Origin of the sequence: Corynebacterium gottingense, assembly GCF_002285125.1 — a bacterium.
Lineage (GTDB): Bacteria > Actinomycetota > Actinomycetes > Mycobacteriales > Mycobacteriaceae > Corynebacterium > Corynebacterium gottingense.
In genome coordinates, this window is the sequence record NZ_NSGN01000007.1 from 120,261 (window position 1) to 137,254 (window position 16,994).

The 16,994-nt window shown below is 67.1% G+C and carries 18 protein-coding genes and 1 tRNA gene; 5 read left to right on the forward strand and 14 right to left on the reverse strand.

Annotation, left to right across the window (positions count from 1 at the left end):
• The 3 genes from metG to rsmI all read right to left on the reverse strand — a co-directional run bounded on the left by metG (position 1) and on the right by rsmI (position 4,789).
• Entirely contained in the window at positions 1-1,854 is a 1,854-nt protein-coding gene (gene metG, locus CKJ82_RS08105; protein ID WP_095537721.1) for a methionine--tRNA ligase, read from the reverse strand.
• Between the two features lie 117 nt (positions 1,855-1,971).
• A complete protein-coding gene (locus CKJ82_RS08110) occupies positions 1,972-3,792 on the reverse strand; it encodes a BCCT family transporter (RefSeq protein WP_095537722.1) in 1,821 nt (606 codons plus the stop codon).
• A gap of 130 nt (positions 3,793-3,922) precedes the next feature.
• Positions 3,923-4,789 carry a 16S rRNA (cytidine(1402)-2'-O)-methyltransferase gene (gene rsmI / locus CKJ82_RS08115; protein ID WP_095537723.1) on the reverse strand — a complete coding sequence of 289 codons (867 nt, stop codon included), beginning with the start codon at positions 4,787-4,789 and terminating at the stop codon, positions 3,923-3,925.
• Positions 4,790-4,823: 34 nt separating this feature from the next.
• On the opposite strand from rsmI, the gene CKJ82_RS08120 reads away from it, so the two are divergent.
• The gene (locus CKJ82_RS08120; RefSeq protein WP_420838559.1) at positions 4,824-6,446 is read left to right on the forward strand and encodes a protein O-mannosyltransferase; all 1,623 of its coding nucleotides are present in this window, start codon (positions 4,824-4,826) and stop codon (positions 6,444-6,446) included.
• Between the two features lie 4 nt (positions 6,447-6,450).
• Here the strand turns inward: CKJ82_RS08120 and CKJ82_RS08125 are convergent, their stop codons facing one another.
• Both CKJ82_RS08125 and CKJ82_RS08130 read right to left on the reverse strand, forming a co-directional pair.
• Positions 6,451-7,092 (reverse strand): zf-HC2 domain-containing protein, encoded by a 642-nt coding sequence (locus tag CKJ82_RS08125; RefSeq protein WP_095535737.1) that lies wholly within the window; start codon positions 7,090-7,092, stop codon positions 6,451-6,453.
• Entirely contained in the window at positions 7,085-7,492 is a 408-nt protein-coding gene (locus tag CKJ82_RS08130) for a DoxX family protein (protein ID WP_095537724.1), read from the reverse strand. The genes CKJ82_RS08125 and CKJ82_RS08130 overlap by 8 nt, the downstream gene beginning before the upstream one ends.
• Positions 7,493-7,544: 52 nt before the next feature.
• On the opposite strand from CKJ82_RS08130, the gene CKJ82_RS08135 reads away from it, so the two are divergent.
• On the forward strand, positions 7,545-8,177 hold the full coding sequence (locus tag CKJ82_RS08135) for a DNA-3-methyladenine glycosylase I (RefSeq protein ID WP_095537725.1): 633 nt from the start codon (positions 7,545-7,547) through the stop codon (positions 8,175-8,177).
• A 12-nt stretch (positions 8,178-8,189) separates the two neighbouring features.
• On the opposite strand, the gene CKJ82_RS08140 is transcribed toward CKJ82_RS08135, so the two are convergent.
• The 6 genes from CKJ82_RS08140 to CKJ82_RS08165 form a co-directional block, all read right to left on the reverse strand.
• Complete coding sequence (locus tag CKJ82_RS08140; RefSeq protein ID WP_240510611.1) at positions 8,190-8,591, reverse strand: cation efflux transmembrane domain-containing protein; 402 nt, start codon at positions 8,589-8,591, stop codon at positions 8,190-8,192.
• Positions 8,592-8,711: 120 nt separating this feature from the next.
• Positions 8,712-8,784 (reverse strand) — tRNA-Ala (locus CKJ82_RS08145).
• A gap of 54 nt (positions 8,785-8,838) precedes the next feature.
• Positions 8,839-9,912 carry a divisome protein SepX/GlpR gene (gene sepX, locus CKJ82_RS08150; RefSeq protein ID WP_095537726.1) on the reverse strand — a complete coding sequence of 358 codons (1,074 nt, stop codon included), beginning with the start codon at positions 9,910-9,912 and terminating at the stop codon, positions 8,839-8,841.
• Between the two features lie 114 nt (positions 9,913-10,026).
• The gene (locus CKJ82_RS08155) at positions 10,027-10,689 is read right to left on the reverse strand and encodes a GNAT family N-acetyltransferase (protein WP_095537727.1); all 663 of its coding nucleotides are present in this window, start codon (positions 10,687-10,689) and stop codon (positions 10,027-10,029) included.
• A gap of 12 nt (positions 10,690-10,701) precedes the next feature.
• Positions 10,702-12,003, reverse strand: coding sequence for a molybdotransferase-like divisome protein Glp (gene glp / locus CKJ82_RS08160; RefSeq protein ID WP_095535741.1), 1,302 nt, complete (start codon positions 12,001-12,003; stop codon positions 10,702-10,704).
• 20 nt (positions 12,004-12,023) lie between these two features.
• A complete protein-coding gene (locus CKJ82_RS08165) occupies positions 12,024-12,980 on the reverse strand; it encodes a UTP--glucose-1-phosphate uridylyltransferase (protein ID WP_095537728.1) in 957 nt (318 codons plus the stop codon).
• A 77-nt stretch (positions 12,981-13,057) separates the two neighbouring features.
• On the opposite strand from CKJ82_RS08165, the gene CKJ82_RS08170 reads away from it, so the two are divergent.
• The 3 genes from CKJ82_RS08170 to mscL all read left to right on the forward strand — a co-directional run bounded on the left by CKJ82_RS08170 (position 13,058) and on the right by mscL (position 14,840).
• A complete protein-coding gene (locus CKJ82_RS08170) occupies positions 13,058-13,642 on the forward strand; it encodes a 5-formyltetrahydrofolate cyclo-ligase (RefSeq protein WP_095537729.1) in 585 nt (194 codons plus the stop codon).
• Positions 13,643-13,678: 36 nt separating this feature from the next.
• The gene (locus tag CKJ82_RS08175; RefSeq protein ID WP_095537730.1) at positions 13,679-14,308 is read left to right on the forward strand and encodes an SAF domain-containing protein; all 630 of its coding nucleotides are present in this window, start codon (positions 13,679-13,681) and stop codon (positions 14,306-14,308) included.
• A 91-nt stretch (positions 14,309-14,399) separates the two neighbouring features.
• The gene (gene mscL / locus CKJ82_RS08180; protein WP_095535745.1) at positions 14,400-14,840 is read left to right on the forward strand and encodes a large-conductance mechanosensitive channel protein MscL; all 441 of its coding nucleotides are present in this window, start codon (positions 14,400-14,402) and stop codon (positions 14,838-14,840) included.
• Here the strand turns inward: mscL and CKJ82_RS11675 are convergent.
• From CKJ82_RS11675 to CKJ82_RS08190, 3 genes are all read right to left on the reverse strand, one after another.
• Positions 14,837-15,031, reverse strand: a complete 195-nt coding sequence (locus tag CKJ82_RS11675; protein WP_133064050.1) for a hypothetical protein — start codon at positions 15,029-15,031, stop codon at positions 14,837-14,839. The genes mscL and CKJ82_RS11675 overlap by 4 nt on opposite strands.
• Positions 15,028-15,594, reverse strand: a complete 567-nt coding sequence (locus tag CKJ82_RS08185) for a MogA/MoaB family molybdenum cofactor biosynthesis protein (protein WP_095535746.1) — start codon at positions 15,592-15,594, stop codon at positions 15,028-15,030. Before CKJ82_RS08185 ends, CKJ82_RS11675 begins: the two co-directional genes overlap by 4 nt.
• A 66-nt stretch (positions 15,595-15,660) precedes the next feature.
• Entirely contained in the window at positions 15,661-16,950 is a 1,290-nt protein-coding gene (locus CKJ82_RS08190) for a S1C family serine protease (RefSeq protein WP_095537731.1), read from the reverse strand.
• Positions 16,951-16,994: the final 44 nt, after the last annotated feature.

A 16,994-nucleotide genomic window follows, 5' to 3' on the forward strand; every position in this document is an offset into this window, starting at 1 on the left:
CTACTGGACGGGCGCCCACTCGGGGCCCGTCTGCCCCAGCTCCGGATCCAGCTTGGCCACCAGCGGCTTCGGCTTGGCAAGCTCGGTGCCGGCCTCGATGTCCACGCGCTGCCACACCGCCTGCTGGCTGGTGTAATCGCCGGTGATGGTCAGGTACGTCTGCCCCTTCTCCGGCAGACCGACGCCGACGAGGTCGTAGTCAGCGTCGTCGGTGATCTCCTCGATGCGCGGCTCCGCGGCCCACACGCCGGAGCGGCCGAGGGTCTCGTGGACCTTCTGCGCGGTGTGCGGCAGGAACGGGGTGAGCATTGCGTTGCAGTCCGAGACCACCTGCAGGGCGGTCCACAGGACGGTGGCCAGGCGCTCACGCTGCGTGTCATCCTTTGCCAGCTTCCACGGCTCCTGGTCCGCGATGTAGGCGTTCGCCTCGCCGACGACGTGCATGACCTTCGTAATCGCCGCTTTGAAGTGCGCCTTGGACAGGTCCTCGCCGGCGGTGGCGAAGGTCTGCTCGGCCAGGTCCAGGATGGCTCGGTCCGCGTCGTCGAGGTGTCCCGGGGTGGGCACGGCACCGAAGTTCTTGTGCGCCATGGACACGGTGCGGTTGACCAGGTTGCCCCAGCCGTTCGCGAGCTCGTTGTTCACGCGGCGGACAAACTCGTCCCAGGTGAAGTCCGTGTCATTGTTCTCGGGGCCGGCCACCGCGATGAAGTAGCGCAGCGGGTCCGGGCCGAACTCCTTGAGGAAGTCCTTGACGTAGATGACCACGCCCTTGGAGGACGAGAACTTGGAGCCGGACATGGTGAGGAACTCGGAGGAGACAACCTCAGTGGGCAGGTTGAGCTCGCCGAGCGCGTGGGACTCGCCGCCCTTCGCCCCCTTACCGGCGTAGCCGAGCAGCTCGGCGGGCCAAATCTGGGAGTGGAAGGTGATGTTGTCCTTGCCCATGAAGTAGTAGCCCTCGGTGGCCGGGTCCTGCCAGAAGGTTTTCCACGCCTCCGGGTCGCCGGTGCGCGCGGCCCACTCGATGGAGGCAGACAGGTAGCCGATGACCGCGTCGAACCAGACGTAGAGCTTCTTCGACGGGTTGTCCTGCCAGTCCTCCACCGGGATCGGGATCCCCCAGTCGATGTCGCGCGTCATCGCGCGCGGGCGCATGTCCTCGAGCAGGTTGAGCGAGAACTTGAGCACGTTCGGGCGCCAGTCCTGCCGGGTCTCGAGCCACGACGCGAGCGCGTCGTGCATGGCGGGCAGGTCCAGCATGAAGTGCTCGGTCTCGATAAACTCCGGAGTTTCCCCGTTGATCTTGGAGACCGGGTTGATCAGGTCGGCCGGGTCGAGCTGGTTGCCGCAGGTGTCGCACTGGTCGCCGCGGGCGTCGTCGGCACCGCAGATTGGGCAGGTGCCCTCGATGTAGCGGTCCGGCAAGGTGCGGCCTGTCGACGGGGAGATCGCGCCCTTGGTGGTCTCCTTGACCATGTAGCCGTTGGCGTAGAGGCCCTTGAACAGCTCCTGGACCACCGCGTAGTGGTTGCGCGTGGTGGTGCGGGTGAACAGGTCGTAGGACAGGCCCAGACCAGCAAGGTCGTGGACGATTTGCTCGTTGTAGCGGTCCGCCAGCTCCTTCACAGTCACGCCCTCTTTGTCCGCCTGGACCAGGAGCGGGGTGCCGTGCTCATCAGTACCGGAGACCATGAGCACGTTCTTGCCGCGCATTCGCTGGTAGCGGGCAAACACGTCGGAGGGCACGCCGAAGCCGGCGACGTGGCCGATGTGGCGCGGGCCGTTGGCGTAGGGCCAGGCCACGCACACAAGAACGTTCTCAGGAGCCGTAGGGGTCTCAGGTAAAGTCATGGTGTTTAGCATAATCAACCCGCCCGGCCGGTCGAATCGGGGCATGAGAAATCCCCAGCACCCGGCTGGTGGGGTGCTGGGGATGGTGATGCGGTGGCGTCGAGAAGCGAGCGAGCGCTACTTTCGCTTGCCCGTGAAAGCGCGCTTGACCTGCGCCTTGCGCGCGTTCAGCTCGCGCTGATCGCGGTGCATGCGGCGCTCGATGGCCAGCTGGCGGGAGAAGCGCTCCTGCTCCTTCTTATCCAGGTAGATCGTGTCGTTGGACAGATCCTTCACAATCGCGAACATCAGCGCGATGAGGATAAGCAGGAACGGGGTTGCCGCGACGATGGTCACGGACTGCAGCGAGTTCAGCGCGTCCGAGCCACCGGAGATCAGCAGGGTGAGGCCGACGGCTGCGGTGGCCAGACCCCACATCGCGGCGATCCACGGCTTCGCGTCGGACTTGCCGTTCTGGGTCATGGATGCCATGACGGTGGAGGCGGAGTCCGCCGAGGTGATGAAGAAGGTGGCGAGCAGCAGCAGCGCGAACACGCCCATCACCACGCCACCTGGCAGGGAGTGCAGCAGGTTGAACAGCTGCTGCTCCGAGGAGCCGTCTGCGTAGATGGACTCGCCGGTCTGCTCCATGTGGATGGCGGTGCCGCCGAAGATGGCGAACCACACGGTGGACAGGCCGGACGGGACGAGCAGCACGCCCAGGCAGAACTCGCGGATGGTGCGGCCGCGGGAGATGCGAGCCAGGAAGGTGCCCACGAACGGGGACCAGGAGATCCACCATGCCCAGTAGAAGATGGTCCAGCTGGACAGGAAGTCGCCAGCCTCGCCGTCAGCGCTCTCGGCGGTGCGGCCTGCCATCTCGAAGAAGTTCTGCAGGTAGGTGCCGACAGACGTCGGCAGCAGGTTGAGCTGTACGACGGTCGGGCCGAAGACGAACACGAAGATTGCCAGCAGCGCGGCGATCACCATGTTGGCGTTAGACAGCCACTGGATGCCCTTGGACACGCCGGACATGGCGGAGAGCAGGAACGCGAGCGTCAGCACGGCGACAATGCCGATGATGAGGCCGTTCGACGGGTCGTGGACAAAGCCGGATGCCTCGAGGCCGGAGCTGATCTGCATCGCGCCCAAGCCCAGGGAGCAGGCGGTACCGAAGATGGTGGCAAAGATGGCAAAGCCGTCAATGAGCTTGCCCAGCGGGCCGTCCGCGGCCTTCTGGCCGATCAGCGGGATGAACGCGCTGGACAGCAGCTGCTTGCGGCCGAGACGGAAGGTGGAGTACGCAATTGCGAGCCCCATGATGGCGTAGACCGCCCACGGGTGCAGGGTCCAGTGGAACATGGTCTGCGACATCGCGGTGCCCACCTCGTGCGGCTCGTGGCCCGGCACGCCGTCGCGGTACATGGCCAGCGGCTCGGAGGCGCCGTAGAACATCAGGCCGATACCCATGCCCGCGGCGAACATCATGGCGATCCAGGATGTCGTCTTAAACTCGGGCCGCTCGTCGGCGGAGCCCAGGCGGATGGTGCCGAAGTTCGAGCAGGCGATGACCAGCACGAAGACCACGAAGGCGGTGCCGCCGAGCACGAAGGCCCAGCCCAGATTGTTGATGACCCAGCCGAAGGCCGCGTCTGCGAAGTTGGAGAAATTCTCCGGCGCAAGCAAGCCCCACGCGACCATGGCGACCACGATGACCGCAATTGGCACAATGATGCCCCAGTCCACGGGTGCGTTTTCCGCATCGGCCTGGCGCTCGATCTGCTCTTCGGGGTCCTGGTAGTTGCCACGTTCGCCGGCGCTATCGGCCTGCAGCAGCGAGACGAGCTCACCAGCCGCGGACGGCGCGGGGTCGGTGGAGTTGTTCTCAATTTGCGGATCTGCAGTCCGCGGTTCTGCGCCCGGATCGTGCGGATCCAAGCCAGTCTCACGCCGAGACATCAATCACTCCTCAAGTATCGAAAAACTCGTATGACCTTTGCAGGGTATCTGATAAATAGTCTCAGCACGAACCGAGCGCAATCTTTTCCCGGATCTGGTAGAGGGACGTTGTCGCTGCGTACTTCTGCGTCTAGTCCGCGCGCGCGGCAAGGGCCGCATTATAGAGGTCGCCCGTCTTCACGCCGTGTGCCTTGGCCACGGCCTTGCACGCGTCCTTCATCCGCTCACCCGCATCGACCCGCTCGAGGACGAGTCCCACCAGGTCCTCGGGGTTCTCCTCCGCCCTGGTGCCGCCCTCAATAACGACGGTGATCTCCCCGCGCACGCCTTCCTCGGCCCACGCGGCGAGCTCCCCCAGCGTGCCGCGCTTGACCTCCTCGTACGCCTTGGTCAGCTCGCGGCACACCGCGGCGCGGCGGTCGGCGCCCAAGATCTCGGCCGCGCGCGACAGGGTCGCGGCGATGCGGTGCGGGGACTCGAAGAAGCACACGGCGCGCTCCTGCCCCACCAGCGAGCGCAGCCAGGTTTCCTGGGCACCGGGCTTGCGGGGCGCGAAGCCGTCGAAAAGAAAATGCCCCACGCTCAGGCCGGACAGGGCAAGCGCCGTGGTCACCGCGCTCGGCCCTGGCAGGCAGGTCACGGGAACGCCCGCGTCGTGCGCGGCGGCGACGATGGAGTGCCCAGGATCGGACACCAGCGGCATGCCTGCGTCGGTGACCACCAGTACGACCCCGGCACGCGCGTCCCGGAGCAGCTCCTCGGTGCGCGCGTCCTCGTTGTGGTCAAAGTTGGAGATGATCTTGCCGCGCGGCTCGACCCCCAGCGCCGCGGCCAGCGCGCGAGTCCGCCGGGTATCCTCCGCCGCGATCACGTCCGCGCGCTCGAGCAGTGTGCGCAGCCGCTCGCTCGCGTCCGCGACGTTGCCCAGCGGCGTGGCCGCGAGCACGATGCCGGTCTGTGGCAGCGAATCCTGGGGCAGATCTGTGGAGGCAACCATAAACGCCAAGCATACGCACGAACCAGTAAGATCCTTGTCCGTGAGTACCCAAGTGCCAGCTTCCGCCCCACCCGCGTCGCCTACGCTGCCGCCTGCGCCGAAGCGCTGGCGCGCGAAGCGCCCCGAGCCGTCCGCGCCCGTCACGGTCCCGTGGACCAAGCGCGATACCGTCTCCGCGACCGTGATCGGCGTGCTCGCACTGCTGACCCGCTTCATCGGGTTGACCCAGCCGACGTCGGGTGGCACGCCGGTGTTTGATGAGAAGCACTACGTCCCGCAGGCGTTCGACATGGTGCGCGACTACATCAACCCGGTCCTGGGCGGCATCGAGTCCAACCCGGGGTACGGCCTCGTCGTGCACCCGCCGTTGGGCAAGCAGCTGCTGGCGTGGGGCGAGCAGCTCTTCGGCTACACCCCGCTCGGCTGGCGCCTCATGACAGCGCTGTTCGGCACCGCCATCGTCGTCTTCGTCTTCCTCATCGCGCGCCGCGTGAGCCAGTCCACCAGTATCGGTTTGTTCGCGGGCATCATCGCGCTTTTCGACGGAGTGCTGCTGGTCACCGCCAAATTCGGCATGCTCGACGTGTTCGAGGTCTTCTTCGTCGTCGCGGCGGCGTGGACGCTCGCCGGCGACATGCAGCAGGTGCACCGCCGCTGGCACGACGCCTACCTGACCGGGAAGCTGGACGGCATGGACGCGCTCGGCCCCCGCCTGGGCTTCCGCTGGTGGCGCTTCGCCACCGGTGTCCTGCTCGGCCTGGCCATGGCTGTGAAGTGGTCGGGCTACATCGCGTTCTACGGCCTGCTCTCCGCGTTCTGGGACCTCTGGCTGCGCAAGCGCTACGGGGTGAAAAAGCCGCTGGCGGGCGCGCTGCTTCGCGACGTCCCCTCCGCCCTCGCCTCCATCGTCCTCGTCCCCGCGCTGCTCTACATCTGGTCCTGGCGCGCCTGGTTCGCCTCCGAGACGTCCGTATACCGCCACGCGGTTGCCGACGGCACCGTGGCCGACTCCGACTGGCCCTGGCTGACCAACCTCCCCTCCCCCGCCGCGGACTGGCTGTACTACCACTTTTCCGTGCTCGAGTTCCACAGCTCGCTGACATCCTCCTCCGGGCACTCCCACCCGTGGGACTCCAAGCCCTGGTCCTGGCTCGTGGCCTCGCGCCCCATCCTCTACTACTCCAACACCGACCTGGCCTGCGGCGACGGCGGCACCTGCCGGGAAATGATCTTCCTCTTCGGCACCCCGGTGATCTGGTGGCTGACCATCCCGATCCTGCTGTGGGGCGCATGGGTGTGGATCACCCGCCGCGACTTCCGCGTCATCGTCCCGATGGTGGCGTTCATGGCCGGCTTCCTCCCGTGGCTGGCCGCCTTCGACCGCCAGATGTACTTCTTCTACGCCGCCCCGCTCGTCCCGTTCACCGCGGTCCTGCTCGCGCTCGCGCTGGGCAACCTGGCGCAGAAAGGCGCGCCGAGCGGCAACCGGCTCGTGCGGCGGATCGCCGGCGCGGACCTGCGCACCGGGCAGCTCGCCGTGATCGTGTACCTGGCCCTTGTCGTAGCCAGCTTCGTGTACTGGTCCCCCATCCTCTACGGCTTCATGGTGCCGGAGGACTACTACCACTCGCTCATGTGGCTGCCCAGCTGGAAATAGCGCGCTAGCTGGGGTTCGCGTCCAGCAGATGCCAGGCGCGGCGGATTTCAATCCCGCGGTCCGCCACCCACGTCCATACGAGCCCGAAGAGGGTAACCAGCGGGATGAGCACAATGCTGGGCACGAACTCGCCGGTGGAGAGCACCCAGTCGCGCACCGCGAAGCCCGCGGTAAAGGTGAACATCGTGCCCACGATGAGCAGGACGCCCGGGATCTGGCGCGGACGCCAGGCGGTGACGCCGAGCGCCAGCGCGACACCGAAGCGGACGGCCGCCGTAGACGTCTCCAGCGAGTCCGTACCGCCGCCGTGAACCAGCAGCAGCACCGCCCACACCGCCCACACCACCGCAGCGGCGATAAGCGCCACGCGACCAATCGCCAGGGTGATAAGGCGGCGCTGCTCGAGCTTGCGCCACGTATCGTCCACGCCCGCCATGATGACCTCGGAGAGGTCGTGGGGCGGTGCCATCCCGCCGTCCACTTCGGCGAAGCTCATGCGCCGGGAGAGGGAAAGCGCGCGCTCCCAGTAGGCGGTGCATTCCTCGCACTGCGCCAGGTGGGCGTCCACGATGGCGTCGTCAAGCCCGGGCGACTCGCCGTCGATACGCGCGGAGAGCGCGGCCTGGACCTCCTCGTGACTAACCACGGGTGAGCACCCCGTCCAGGCTCGCGCGGCCCGTGCCAAAGACCACGAGAGCGAAGAGCGCGGCGGCGAGCACCAGCGTGTACTCCACGCCCCCGTGCTCCACGAAGAAGCCGTTACCCAGGTGCACGAAGTAGGCGGCGGCGAGTGAGAGAATGAGCAGCAACGACGCCGCGATCGTGGTGAGCAGACCGATCACCAGGAAGGTCCCGCCGATCAGCTCGACGGCGCCCGTCACATACGCGCTCAGCTGCGGCTGCGGTACCCCCGCGTACGCAAGCTGCTCGGCAGTTTTATTCATGCCGACAGCAAACCAGTGCTGGTAGCCGCGGGCAACAAACACGGCCCCAACGACCAGGCGTAAGAGTAGGAGTGCGAAGTCTCGAACGGCAGGCCTGTTCATGCCATTTACCCTACCGATGGAACCGAACGGCCATAAATCGAGTCAAATATATATGAGCAATTTCAACGAAACACCCAAGTCCCTGCCCATCACCTGCGACGATGGTCTGGTCCGCCCGCCGTGGGCCGCCACCGATCCCCTCCTGCGCGAGTACTACGACACCGAGTGGGGCATGCCGCTTACCGACGAGGCGTCGCTCTTCGAGCGCGTCTGCCTCGAAGGGTTCCAAGTCGGCCTGTCCTGGCGCCTGATCCTGTCCAAGCGCGACGCGTTCCGCGAGGCGTTCCATGGCTTCGACCCGGACGAAGTCGCCGCCATGGACTCCGTCGACCACCTGATGGACAACCCCGGGCTGATCCGCAACCCGAACAAGCTCAAGGCCGCGGTCACTAACGCGAGGGCGACCCTCGCGCTGCGCGAGGAGGGCACGCACCTCGGCGAGTTCATCTGGTCCTACAAGCCCGCCACCACTCCGCGTCCCCGCACCGCCGAGGAGGTGCCGACCACCTCGCCGGAGTCCAAGGCGCTCGCGCGGGACTTAAAGAAGCGCGGCTTCATCTTCGTCGGCCCCGTCACCATGTACGCGCTCATGGAGTCCGTGGGCATCGTGGACACCAACCTCGTTGGGACGTGGCGGCGCGGCGCCTCCGGTGTGTGGAGCGCCGAGGAGCTCGGCGAGGGCTGACGAGGGGGTGAGCTAGCAGTCCTCCATATCCGCGAAGGCCTCCTCCACGGAGGCGTGCTCCTCGCGGGATTCCTCCCACACCTCCTTGGCTGCGGACAGGTTGATGACCGCGATGATCGCGCCGACGACGATGTCGAACCAGGCGGTGGACCACACGAACGTGAGGAGGCCTGCCACGATGATGAGGAGGTTGGCCAGGGCGTCGTTTCGCGCCGCGAGCCACGCGCCCTTGGCCAGCGAGGACCCCTGGTCCCGCAACCGCAGCAGAATGACGGCGCAAATCACGTTCACGACGAGCGCGCCGACCGCGACGCCGGTCAGCCCCTCGGGCGAGGGCGCGACCGGGTTGATGAGCTTGGTCACCACCATGACAATGGCGGCAATCGCCGGAATGAGGATCAGCGCGGCGAGCACGCTGCCGGCCGCGCGACGATGAGGACGGCGCGGCGGATGGTTTGTGTGGTCACGAGTCCCTCCTACACGAAACCCCGTTGCCGGCACCGAAAGTGCTGGCAACGGGGGTAGTTTCCCTTGTGGAGCTAAGGGGAATCGAACCCCTGACCTTCGCATTGCGAACGCGACGCTCTACCAACTGAGCTATAGCCCCTCGCTGGTTTGAAAGGTTACTCCTTTCACCCCAGAGCATGAAATCCGCAGGTCACTAGCTTGCGCGGGGCGTGTACTCGCCGTATCCGTCATCCCGCGGCTGCGGGCGCACGTAGCCAGGCAGCGCGTCGAAGTCCGGGTGTTCCTCGTCCAGGTCCAGGATCACGGAGCCGACGCGGCGGCGCTCGCGGGGGGCGGGCTGCGGGCGGTCCACGTCAACGCCGAGGCGGGCGCGGCGCAACTGGCGCACGCGGCGCTCGTGCAGCGCGCGCTCCTTCTTCACCACGCCACGAAGGACGATGAGGAACCAGGCGGTCAGGCCGGCGGTGATGGCGGGCAGGACCCAGGTCCACCCGCCCACGACGAACGCGACGACAAAGGTGACCACGAAGGAGGCGATGAGCACCAGCAGGGTGCGCTGGCGACGCTGGAACCGGTCCGCCTTTGCGGTGCGCTCGCGCTCCGGGTCGTAGCCGCCGCGCCCACGGCGGGTCTTGGCAAACTCCAGGTCGCTGTCGTCCGGTTCAAAATCGGGCTCGGGTTCCGTTTCAGGTGCGACTTCGGCGGTGGAGGAGTCGTCTGCGTCCTCAGAGCTCTCAGGGTCCTCGGGGGCGTAGCCGAAATCTGAGGGCGCGCCGTAGGACTCGCTCATCTCGTAGCGGTCGGCTTCCGCGTCAGTGTCCACGACGGTGGAGCCGCCCTGAGGCTCCCCGTCAATCATCTCGTCACCCTTTTCGTCACTCTCCTCGTCAAGGTCGACGACGGTGGAACCCGCCTCCTCGTCCTCCGGCTCGGCGTCGATGACCACGGGGCGGTCCTCCTGGGTCGCGACCTCTTTGCGGAAGAAGTTGCGGAGGGTGGGTGTGTCGTCGATAAGCACCTGCTCCTCCTCGGCCTCGACGATCTCGACGTCATCTTCGGCGGCGGTGTGGTGGTGCACATCGGCGGACGTGAGCTTGGGGCGGCGGCGGGCCACGACGGGTTCGGTGCCTCCCTCGTGCAGGACGCGCGTTTCCTCGTACCCCTCGCCAGAGCGGCGAATCTTCTTCGTGTTCCCCAGCATCATCGGCGCAAGCACGATGACCCACACGACGAGAATGAGGACCAGAATGAGGCTCGGGCTGCCCATAGGCAATGCCACCTTTCAACGCAACCAATTGGGTGTGTACACAGAACTGGCCCCAACGCTATCCGCGCGCACTCGGCCCCACCGCCAGGCGCGCCGGACCCTGCGCCTGAAAAATTACTGAACCGGCCGAACGCGCCCCGCCGCGCGCAGCCGCTCCACGGCGGTGTGCGGGAAATCGTCCGCGTTCAGCGCCACGAAGTGGTGGTCGCGCCACTGCCCGTCGATGTGCAGGTTCTTGCGGAGGTAGCCCTCCTCGCGGTAGCCATTTGCCAGGAGCACGCTTTTCGACGCCGGGTTGTCCGGCAGGAACGTCGCCGTCACCCGGTGCATGCCCACCCTCGCAAAGGCGTGGTCCGTGCCGAGCGCGCACGCCGCTGTCGCGATGCCGCGCCCCATGAACGGCGAGTGGACCCAGTAGCCGATCCAGCACTCGCTCACCGCACCGTGCTGGATATTGCCCAGCGTCACCTGCCCGGCGAACTCGCCGTCCGCGACGATGACCAGCGGCACGACGACCCCGTCAGCCGCCAGCTTTTTCAGGTTGAGCCAGTTGGCACGCCAGGCTTGCGGCGAGTGCGCGTCAGCCCACGTCCCTTGTACGGTCGGCTCGACCGGCTTGAGCCAGTGCTCGTCCAGCACGCGGGTTTCGCTCCATGCGCGACCGTCGCCGGATTTGAGCGGGCGCAGGTGGACGTGTGTTCCGTCCGCCAGCCGCAGCGCGGGCGTCGTTTCCGGCCAGCCCGGCGTGGGCTCGCGGAAGAGTGCAAACAGGTCCACCGGGGCAGGTTCCTAGCTGCGCTGCTGCAGGAATTCAACATCCACGAACTCGCCCGGGCGCACCTGGAGCACGTCCTCGGGGATGCGAATCATGGCGTTGGCCTCGGCGAACCCGGCAAGCAGGTGCGCCGCGCTACCGTCGAGTGTGCCCAGCGACTCCACCAGGTACTCCCCCGTCTCCATGTCGCGCATGAGGCGCGCACGAATGTAGCCGCGGCGGCCCTTGATGGAATCAATGTGGCGCACCGAGCGGGCCTGTACCGTGCGGCGCGCGACGCTCGCCTTCCCAAGCGACTGCCGGATCGCCGGGCGCACCAGCGTCTCCGCAATCACCAACGCGCTGACCGGGTTGGACGGCAGCAGGAAGACGGGCGTACGCTCCTCGCCGAGCAGGCCGAAGCCTTGCACAGACCCGGGGTGCATGGCCACGCGCTGCGTGTCGAGCTCCCCCATCTCGCGCAGCACGTCCTGGATGACGTCCGCGCCCGAACCGCCAACGGCGCCGATCACGATGACTACTTCGGACCGCGCGATGTGCCCGGCGATGGTCTCGCGCAGGCGGCGCGGCTCCGCGTTGACGATGCCCGCGCGCACCACGTCCGCGCCGGCCTCCTCGGCGGCGGCTGCAACGGCGTACGACGCGACGTCGTACACCTGCCCAAGGCCCGGGTCGCGGTCTACGTCCACCAGCTCGAGGCCGTAGCTCATCACGGTCACGCGCGGGCGCGGGTAGACCAGCACCTTCTCGCGCCCCGCGGCGGCCACGAGCCCGATCTGCGCCGGCCCGAGCACCGAGCCCTGGCGCACGGCGATGTCCCCCGGCTGGATGTCCGAGCCGGGTTTGCGGACAAAGTCGCCGGTGCGCACTGCGCGCGACGGGGTGACGCGCTTGCGCCCCCGGTCACTCCATTCCAGCGGGAGGACGGCGTCCGCGAGCGTTGGCAGCGGCGCGCCGGTGGCAACGCGCACGGCCTGGCGCGGCTGGAGGCGAAGCGGCTTCTGCGAGCCCGCCGCGACCTCCCCCACCACGGGCAGCGTGCGGTCGCGGTGCGGTGTGCGGCGTTCCGTAGTCTCCCCGCCGTCCTGCTCCTCCGGGGGCTCCGCGGCGAGGCGCAGGCCCGCGGTGCCGCCCACGTCCACGGAGCGCACGGCGTAGCCGTCAACCGCTGCCTGTGAAAAGCTGGGCAACGGGGCGGTTGCGGCGATTTCCTCGGCGCACATGAGGCCGAGGGCATCAAGGATTCCGACGCGGATCGGCTCAGGCGTCACCGCCGCGTCTACCACCATTGCTTGCTGGTCTTCAACGCTGCGCATTGGACCAATCCTAGTGGGAACTAGCGGACAATATCGGGATTCTCCGCTTCGAAGTCGCTGATAATCTGCTTCAGCGCCGTGTACAGGGCCGGACCATACTTCTCGTTGTGCAGCCCAAAGTCCACATTCGCCGGGATGTAACCACCCGGATTGCCCAAATCGTGGCGCTTCCCGTCATGCACCACCACGTGCACCGGGTGGCCCTCCGTGATCATCAGCTCGATCGCATCAGTCAGCTGCAACTCACCACCCTTGCCCGGCTCGATCCGACGCAACGCGTCAAAAATCGCCCGATCCAGCAGGTAGCGACCCGTAGCAACCAACGTCGACGGCGCATCCTCCACCGCAGGCTTTTCCACCATGCCACGCACACGCTTGACCTCAACACCATCACCCTCGGTGTCCACCTCCTCAACGTCAAACACGCCGTAGTTGAACACCTCCTCACGGCTGACGTTAAACGCGCACAACACCGAGCCACCAAGCTCCTGGCGCACCTTGACCATCTTCTCCATCACACCCGCCGGCAACACCAAATCATCCGGCAGCATGACAGCGACAACGTCCTCGTCATCATCCAGCGCGACCTCCGCACACCCTACGGCGTGCCCCAACCCCAGCGGCTTATCTTGCGTCACCGAAATCGCATCAATCAGCTCACCAGCGCGGGCGACCTTTGCCACCTGCTCGTCCTTACCGCGCGCAGCAAGCGTTTCGCGCAGCGTGGAAAACTCGCCGAAGTGAGCCATGATCTCCTCCTTCTGAGGAGCCACCACCACCGCCAAGCGCTGCGCCCCCAGCTGGGCCGCTTCCTCCGCGATCAGCTCAATGCCGGGAGTATCCACCACCGGCAAAAGCTCCTTCGGCACCGTCTTCGTCGCCGGCAGAAAACGAGTACCCATACCCGCCGCCGGCACGACAACCGTCTTCACCGCACCATGGGAAGGCACGGATGATACTTCGTTAGAATTCCGCATAAATATCGAGCCTACATGGCCAGTTGCTGCTATTTTGCTCCGACCCACGTTCTCCGCTCAACCCGAAGGGGGCCACCATGCCAACGCCAACCGAGGACAAGCAAGCCCTGCGCGCCCGCCGCACCGAATTCCGCCGCCGGCTCCGCCACGACCCCGCCCGCAAGACAGCGCTCGACGCGGCGATCCTGACCAACGCGGTTGCCTGCATCGACGCGTTCGGCGCACGTGGCGCCAACATCTCCGCTTACAATCCGCTCCCCACCGAGCCAGGCCCGGCAGACTTCGCTGCGCAGCTGCGCCGCCATGCGCGGAGCGTCTTCATCCCAATCTCGCTGCCGGACGGCGTGCTGGCGTGGTCGCTGGCGGACGGGGCGACGCAGCCCGGCGCGCTCGGTGTCGCAGAACCGACCGGTGCCCGGTTCACCTCCCGCGTCCTCTCCTCCTGCGCGCTGCTCCTGGTTCCCGCGTTGGCCGTCGATGCCCGGGGGATGCGACTGGGCAAGGGCGCCGGCTATTACGACCGGGCGCTCGCTGGGCGAGACGTGCCCACGGCGGCGGTGCTCTACGACGAGGAAGTCGTCGACGCGGTCCCCCACGACGCGCACGACGTCCCCGTGCGCGCGATCATCACGCCGCGCGGGTGGCGGGAAATTTCGGTGTAGAGGGAACCGCCGCGCGTCCGGCTGCGTCTAATATGCATGGACCTCTCGCAACGACTCACTGGACTCGCCCACCGCCTGCGCACCCCGGGCTATCGACGCTCCGTGCTCCTCCGACGCGCGCTCGCCGGCGCACTCGTCTGCGCCGCCGGCCTCAGCGCGCTGCTCAACGCGTCCCGCGCCGACCCCCTGGTTGTCACCTTCGCCCGCCCCGTCGCCGCGGGCGCCCGCGTCACCGATGAGGACCTGCAGCTGCAGCGGGTGCCCGAACGCGTCGTCCCGGAGGGCGCGCTGCGGGAGCAGTCCCTGGCCAGCGGGCACATCCTCGCCGCAGGTGCCGCGCCCGGGGAGGTGGTCACCTCCACCCGGCTCGTCGGCCCCGACCTGGTGAGCGAGCTCGTTGCGGGCCAGCCGGAAGGTGAGCCGTTCACCATGGTGCCGGTGGCGCTCGCGGAGCCGGACATCCTGCCCATGCTGCACCACGGCGCCGTCGTGGACGTGATCGCGGAGGGGCCGACGACGGTCGCCTCCGGCGGGCGCATTGTCACCGTTGGCGAAGAGGGCACGGTGCTCGTGCTGATGCGGCGGTCGCAGGCGTCGGCGGTGGCGGCGGCGTCGTTAAGCATGCCCCTCGCCGTTGTTTTGGCCTCTGCTGGCACGCCGGCATAAACTGCGTATCCTTGACACCTGCCATGCGCACGCATGGCGGTGCCGTTTCTTCCCCCACTACGCAATGCTCTTGCAAAGGAGTGCATGTTTCATGCTGAAAGGTTTCCGCGATTTTATTCTGCGCGGCAACGTCATCGATCTGGCCGTCGGTGTTGTCATCGGCGCCGCCTTCACCGGGCTGGTCACGGCGTTCTCTGACGCCATCATCAACCCGCTGCTCAACATCTTCGGCGACGCCGAGGTGGGCGAAGGCTGGAAGATTCCGGTCATCCCGGGCCGCCCCGAGACCGCCCTCGACCTGGGCATGCTGGTCTCCGCCGCGATCAACTTCCTGCTCATCGCCGCGGTGGTCTACTTCCTCATCGTCGCGCCGATGAACAAGCTCAATGAGATGCAGAAGCGAAAGCGGGGCATCCCCGAAGACGTCGCTGCCCCGACCGAAACGGAGCTGCTCACTGAGATCCGCGACCTGCTCGCCGGCCAGTCCCCGGAGCAGGCAGGCAGCACCACCCCGCCCGCGACCAGCAACTAGTCCCCACCGTGGTGGGGCGGGCGCTCGTAGTCGTAGAACTCCCGCCCCGTCAGCTCCGCGGCCGGGTCGCCGTCTTCCTCAAAGGACACCGCGCGTTCGCCATCGCCCCCGGCCCCCGTGAACGGCGCGTCCGCCGTGCGGTCGTAGTCCACGTCCGCGACGCGCCGCGCCCTTCGCCGCTGCCGCGTCATTTCTGCACGGTGTAGCTGTTGAGCTCCGAGATCAGGTGGTCCACCAGCGGCGCGATGGTGGCCACGCCGTCACGAATCGCCTGCCGGCTCGGAGCCAGGTTGACCACCACTGTGGAGCCGGACACACCACAGATGCCGCGGGAGGTGCACGCGTCGACGGCGCCGCAGGCCTGGCCGGAGGAGCGAACCGCCTGCGAGACGCCCGGCACCAGCTTGTCAATCACCGCGCGCGTGGCCTCCGGCGCCTTGTCGCGCGGGCCGACCCCGGTCGCGCCGACGGTGAGCACGAGGTCGACGCCGCCGACCACACCGGTCTCAATCACCTTGCGGATTTCGGACTTCTTCGACTTGGTGCGCACCACGCCATCGACGTGGTAGCCGTACTCGCCCAGCAACTCCGCGACCATCTCGTGCGTGTTGTCGCCGGGGGCCTCGTAGCGGTGATCACCGATGAGCACGATGATGGCCCGGGACGGGGCGGGAGTGTCCTCCGCGAGCTCGGTGGCCCGCAAAAACGCGTCGTCCGGCTCCACGTTTTCCAGCGCATCAAGTGTTGTGGACATGTGCCTTCTTTCCCTCTCTCGCTTCGACGTTGTTCCGGCCCCGCGACCGGAGGAGTGTCCTTTAACTTACTCGGAACTCAGCGTCACATCTACGGAAACGGGAGCCTCCTCCCCCTCCCGCCGGATCTGCAGGGTGACCGTCTCGCCGAAGTCGTGGGAACGCGTCGCCGCGATGAGCGCGTCGGCGGAATCGATCAGCCGGTCGCCCACTTTGGTGATCACGTCGCCCCTACGCACGCCAGCCTGCTCCGCCGGGCTATTCGGCTCCACGCCGGCGACGACGGCGCCGTCGTCGCCCATGTCCATGGCGCTGACTCGCACGCCCAGCATCGGCTGAGAGGCGCTGCCCTTGTCAATCAGCTGCTGCGCCACGCGCTTGGCAAAGTTGGACGGGATTGCAAAGCCCAGGCCGATGGAGCCGCCCTGCGATTCCTGCCCGTAGCCGCCCGCAGACAGCGACGCAATCACGGAGTTCATCCCGATGAGGTTGCCGTGCATGTCCACCAGCGGTCCGCCCGAGTTACCGGGGTTAATCGCGGCGTCCGTCTGGATGCCGTCCATCAGCGAGCTCTCGCCACCGCCTTGCGACGCCCGCACCGGTCGGTTCAGCGCCGAGACGATACCGCTGGTCACCGTCGCGGACAGGCCCAGCGGAGAGCCGACGGCCACCACCTCCTGGCCGACGGCGAGCTGGTCGGAGTCGCCGAACTGCATCGTCGGCAGGTCCTTCACGCCCTCAATCTTGATCACGCCGACGTCGGTGTTCACGTCGCTGGCCACGAAGGTGGCGTCGTGGCGCGAACCGTCATTCAGCGTGACCTGGATCTGGGACTGCGAGCTCGCCGCATCGGCGATCACGTGGTGGTTCGTCAGCACGTAGCCGTCCGAGGAGATAATGGAGCCGGAGCCTTCCGCCGACGCACGCGGCGTCTGCACCACGATCGAGACCACGGCGGGCAGGACCTGCGACGCCACGTCTTCGACCGAGCCCTTTGGCGCCGCCTGCGCCTCCCCCTGGTCGTTCTGCTGGTCGTTCTGCGGAGCCGGGGCTGCCGGCGCCTCCAGGGCGCTGTACGAGCTCTCCTCACCGTCGTTGGTTTTGCTCACCACGTACCCGGAACTAGCGCCCCCGACAAGCGCGGCGACGAGTGCGGTGGCTATGACGGTCCCCGCACCGAATCGACGCTTCTCTCGAGCCCCCTCCGGCGCGCTTGGCACCTGGTCGACGTGGTACACGGTCGGCTGGTCCTGGCGCGTCTCGGTCAGTGCGGGAGATGTATCTGTGTTGCTGGTAACACGATCCGAGCCGCCGCTCGCTGCGCGACGGGGGTTGCGTGGATCCTCTGGAAAAGTCATGGAGGTAATTATCAACCTTTCTGCTGGAGCCAGTCTTGATGCCT

Coding starts and splice junctions, on each gene's coding strand:
- metG (WP_095537721.1), bottom strand. CDS start 1,854: ATGACTTTACCTGAGACCCCTACGGCTCCTGAGAACGTTCTTGTGTGC.
- CKJ82_RS08110 (WP_095537722.1), bottom strand. CDS start 3,792: ATGTCTCGGCGTGAGACTGGCTTGGATCCGCACGATCCGGGCGCAGAA.
- rsmI (WP_095537723.1), bottom strand. CDS start 4,789: ATGGTTGCCTCCACAGATCTGCCCCAGGATTCGCTGCCACAGACCGGC.
- CKJ82_RS08130 (WP_095537724.1), bottom strand. CDS start 7,492: ATGAACAGGCCTGCCGTTCGAGACTTCGCACTCCTACTCTTACGCCTG.
- CKJ82_RS08135 (WP_095537725.1), top strand. CDS start 7,545: ATGAGCAATTTCAACGAAACACCCAAGTCCCTGCCCATCACCTGCGAC.
- sepX (WP_095537726.1), bottom strand. CDS start 9,912: ATGGGCAGCCCGAGCCTCATTCTGGTCCTCATTCTCGTCGTGTGGGTC.
- glp (WP_095535741.1), bottom strand. CDS start 12,003: ATGCGCAGCGTTGAAGACCAGCAAGCAATGGTGGTAGACGCGGCGGTG.
- CKJ82_RS08165 (WP_095537728.1), bottom strand. CDS start 12,980: ATGCGGAATTCTAACGAAGTATCATCCGTGCCTTCCCATGGTGCGGTG.
- CKJ82_RS08170 (WP_095537729.1), top strand. CDS start 13,058: ATGCCAACGCCAACCGAGGACAAGCAAGCCCTGCGCGCCCGCCGCACC.
- CKJ82_RS08175 (WP_095537730.1), top strand. CDS start 13,679: ATGGACCTCTCGCAACGACTCACTGGACTCGCCCACCGCCTGCGCACC.
- mscL (WP_095535745.1), top strand. CDS start 14,400: ATGCTGAAAGGTTTCCGCGATTTTATTCTGCGCGGCAACGTCATCGAT.
- CKJ82_RS11675 (WP_133064050.1), bottom strand. CDS start 15,031: ATGACGCGGCAGCGGCGAAGGGCGCGGCGCGTCGCGGACGTGGACTAC.
- CKJ82_RS08185 (WP_095535746.1), bottom strand. CDS start 15,594: ATGTCCACAACACTTGATGCGCTGGAAAACGTGGAGCCGGACGACGCG.
- CKJ82_RS08190 (WP_095537731.1), bottom strand. CDS start 16,950: ATGACTTTTCCAGAGGATCCACGCAACCCCCGTCGCGCAGCGAGCGGC.